Source organism: Inquilinus sp. OTU3971, from assembly GCF_038440215.1.
On sequence record NZ_JASATH010000384.1, the window covers coordinates 1 to 2,419 of the forward strand.

Consider the following 2,419-nt stretch of genomic DNA (forward strand, 5'->3'; position numbering starts at 1 on the left):
CGGTGGCCGCGGGCAGCGTGACCGCGCGCCCCGGGCCCGGCGGCCGTCAGGCCGCCTTCACGTCGATCGTCTTTTCGGACTTCAGGGCTTCGGCCGTCTTCGGCAGCGAGATCGTCAGCACGCCATTCTTGAAGCTCGCCGCGATCTTGGCCGCGTCGATGTTGTCCGGCAGTGTGAAGGAACGCTGGAACGCCCCATACCGCCGCTCGCAGAGCTGGTAATCCTTCTCCCGCTCCTCCTTCTCCTCGGACTTCTCGCCCTTGATGGTCAGGACACCGTTCGACAGCTTGACCTCGATATGGCGCTCATCGAGGCCCGGCAGCTCGGCGGTGAGCTTGTATTCCTTGTCCTTCTCGGCAATGTCGACCGCCGGGGCGATGCCTTGGATCATCCCGCGCGACCAAATCGGCTCGGAGCCGAACATCGTCCGGCCGAACGGGAAGATTCTGAGCCCCCGACGGACGAAGCTGTCGAATACTTGATCGATCTCCTGCCGAAGGCTCTGGAACGGATCCCAGCCGCTTGCCGGAGCCGGAGTGGCCGGTTCAGTCTTGGCGGGCACCTTGGTCGCTTGAGTCATCATCAATCCTCCATGGCAGCGAGCAGGCGGAGGTCGGAACGCGATACCTGTCGCCCGCTCCAAAATAGCGCCGCCGGTACATTGACTCCCATGTGTCAACGTCGGACCGGGAGGCGCGCGAACATATTCGTCAGGACTTGCCTTGGAGTGCCTTGACCTGGGTCAAGAACGATGCCGACCGATGGAGGCTGAAGCCCGAGATTGGATTGATCCTGATGAATGCCGCGTCAACCGCTGACAGGCTGTTCCAGCGGCGAAGCCAGACGTCTGGCCCACTCAGCGGAGCACCAGGACGGGAATGCGCGAATGCGTCAGCACCTGCTGCGTCGTGCTGCCGAGGATCACCGCCGAGATGCCGCGCCAGCCATGCGATGCCATCGTGATCAGATCGCAGCCCCGGCTCATGGCGGCATCAATGATGGCGGCGTAGGGCGCCTCATGTTCGACGATGATCGGATCGCAGATCACGCCGAGCGTCCTTGCCAAGGCGCTCCCGCACGCCAACCGCGCCTGCCCGTGTCGCCGTGCATACTCGGCATATTCTTCGGCACCGACCAAGGGCCAGCTGCCGGCGATTTGGTACGGCTCCGTCACTGTCAACAAGGTCACCCGCGCGGCTTTCTGCGGCGAAGTGAAGGCCCTGGTCGACCGCCCGCTCCGAGAGCGGAGATCCGTCCGTCGGGATCAGAATGTGCCTAAACACCCGTTTGCGCACCCTTTCGGGCCATAGAGGCCGTAGTTCGTGACCGTGCCGCAAACGTTCGCCTGGCCCCGTACGTGCAACCTTGATCCAGATCAACCCACTGCCGCGTTGAACGCTTTGCCGACCAGGTTTGCGCTGGATCAAGGTCGCCGTCCGCGATGCCGACGATCCTGTTGCCGCGACGTGCCGCGGCAGGCAGGAAGAGGCGAACCGTGCAGATCAAGAAAGAGCATCAGATCAACTTCTGGTACGTGATCGGCTCGGTCCTGGCGATGCTGGTGGTCCAGAACCTGCTGACGCAATCGAGCCGCGTCGAGGCCATCCCGTACAGCACCTTCCTTGAGCTGGTCCGCGACGACAAGGTCACCGATCTCGTGGTCGGCCCGACGAGGATCACCGGCAGTTATCGCGAGCCGGCGGATGGAAAGCCACGCGAGTTCTCGACGATCCGGGTGGAGCCCGGCCTGTCGGACACCCTCGCCAAGTCCAACACCAGCTTTTCCGGCGAGCCCGAACCGGGCCTGCTGCAAACGGTCCTCGGCTGGTTCCTGCCCACGATCGGCTTCATCCTTCTTTGGCTCTTCCTGGTGCGCCCCTTCGCGATGGGCCAGGGCGCTGGCGGGCTGCTGTCGATCGGCAAGAGCAGGGCGAGGGTCTATGTCGAGCAGGACGTCGGGGTCCGCTTCGCCGATGTCGCCGGCGTCGACGAGGCCAAGGAGGAGCTCCGGGAGGTCGTCGCCTTCCTGAAGGACCCGGCGAGCCACGGCCGGCTGGGTGCCCGGGTGCCCAAGGGCGTGCTCCTGGTCGGCCCGCCGGGAACCGGAAAGACCTTGCTGGCACGCGCCGTCGCCGGCGAGGCAGAAGTTCCGTTCTTCTCGATCTCCGGCTCGGAGTTCGTGGAGATGTTCGTCGGGGTTGGTGCCGCCCGGGTGCGGAATCTGTTCGAGCAGGCCCGGCAGAATGCGCCGGCCATCGTCTTCATCGACGAGCTGGATGCGCTCGGCCGGGCCCGCGGCGCCTTCTTTCCCGGCGGCGGCCACGACGAGAAGGAGCAGACGCTGAACCAGCTCCTCGCCGAACTCGACGGCTTCGACCCCAGTGTCGGCGTGGTGCTGCTGGCTGCCACCAACCGGCCG

The 2,419-nt window shown here is 65.1% G+C and carries 3 protein-coding genes; 1 reads left to right on the forward strand and 2 read right to left on the reverse strand.

Going from position 1 to position 2,419, the window contains the following annotated elements:
• Positions 1-46: 46 nt before the first annotated feature.
• Positions 47-583 (reverse strand): Hsp20/alpha crystallin family protein, encoded by a 537-nt coding sequence (locus AAHM41_RS39910; RefSeq protein WP_342242201.1) that lies wholly within the window; start codon positions 581-583, stop codon positions 47-49.
• Positions 584-856: 273 nt separating this feature from the next.
• Positions 857-1,189, reverse strand: coding sequence for a universal stress protein (locus AAHM41_RS39915; protein WP_342242202.1), 333 nt, complete (start codon positions 1,187-1,189; stop codon positions 857-859).
• 306 nt (positions 1,190-1,495) lie between these two features.
• On the opposite strand from AAHM41_RS39915, the gene AAHM41_RS39920 reads away from it, so the two are divergent.
• On the forward strand, positions 1,496-2,419 hold a 924-nt coding region (locus AAHM41_RS39920; RefSeq protein ID WP_446719526.1), incomplete at its 3' end, for an ATP-dependent metallopeptidase FtsH/Yme1/Tma family protein.